The sequence below is a fragment of the Blastococcus sp. MG754426 genome (genome assembly GCF_021699055.1).
Classification (GTDB): domain Bacteria; phylum Actinomycetota; class Actinomycetes; order Mycobacteriales; family Geodermatophilaceae; genus Blastococcus.
In genome coordinates, this window is the sequence record NZ_SSXC01000163.1 from 1 (window position 1) to 1,147 (window position 1,147).

At 77.6% G+C, this 1,147-nt stretch carries 1 protein-coding gene and 1 riboswitch; the gene reads left to right on the forward strand.

The genetic code is table 11. The features are described 5' to 3' along the window. Positions 1-297: 297 nt before the first annotated feature. Positions 298-452: riboswitch (cyclic di-AMP (ydaO/yuaA leader) on the forward strand. Positions 453-466: 14 nt separating this feature from the next. Beyond that, a partial coding sequence (locus tag E9549_RS22795; RefSeq protein ID WP_374201701.1) for a coiled-coil domain-containing protein occupies positions 467-1,147 on the forward strand: 681 nt, incomplete at its 3' end.

The following is a 1,147-nucleotide window of genomic DNA, read 5'->3' on the forward strand; positions in this document are numbered from 1 at the left end:
ACCCCCACCCAGCGCACCCTGCGCACCACCCTGGCCGACCTGCCCGCCACCCTCACCGAGCACGCCGTCCGCCCCCCCGCCGTCTGGGTCGTCGGGGCCGTGGTCGACCTCACGTCAGCCGGCTGAGGGCGTGTCGCGGCGCGCCGGTGACGAGGCGTGAGCGGCTGCGAGGCGTAGGGCGACGATCCAGGACGAAGTCGTCCCCAGGCATGGTGGAGCGCCGTCCCGCCCCCTACCGTGAGCCCGTCCGGACGGACCCGTCCGTCGCTGAAACCGGTGACAACCGCCCGGACGCCGCCGAACCACCCGCCGGATCCGTCCGGCACCGGACCGGGGAACCACACGCACCACCCGGGGTGAAGCGGTCGACCGGCCCGCACGGGCCGCAGGCCGCCGGGCGCCTTCCCGCCCGAACCCGTCAGCTAACCCGGTAGGCGGCCACGGAAGAAAGGACCACCCGCCGAAGATGGCGAGTTCGCTCAGCCCTGCCCACCGCCGGATCACCGGACGGCGGGCCCTGCTGGCCCTCGTGGCCGCCGGCGCTGTCGCCCTGACCCCGCTCCCCGCCTCCGCCGATCCGGAGCCGGCCACCTCCCAGGAGGCCGCGGAGCTGATCGCCGCCCGCGCGCACGACCTGGAGGTGCTCACCGAGCGCTTCAACGAGACCCGCGAGCAGCTCGCCGCGACGCAGGCGGCCGCCGACGCCGCCGCCGAGGAGCTGTCCGCCGCGCAGGCGGCGCTGGCCGAGGCGCAGGACCGGGTCCGGACCGTGGCCCGCAGCGCGTACACCGGCGAGGGGCTCGGCACCCTCGAGGCCGTGCTGACCAGCGAGTCGGCCGGCGACCTGGTGGACCGGGTGGGGCTGCTCGACACCATCGCGGCCCACAACAACGGCGTGCTCGGCGAGGCCCGGAGCGCCGGGGAGGACGCCGAGCGGGCGCGGGTGGCCGCCGAGGAGGCCGCCGCCGAGGCGCAGGCGCACGTCGATCGCGTCGAGGCCCAGCGGGCGCGGCTCGACGAGCAGATCGCCTCCTACCAGGCGCAGTACGAGCGGCTGAACGCCGAGGAGCAGCGCGCCTCGCGCGCCGCCGCCGAGCGGCACGCGGCCGAGGAGGCCGCCGCCGCGGAGGCGGCGCCGGGCCCCGGC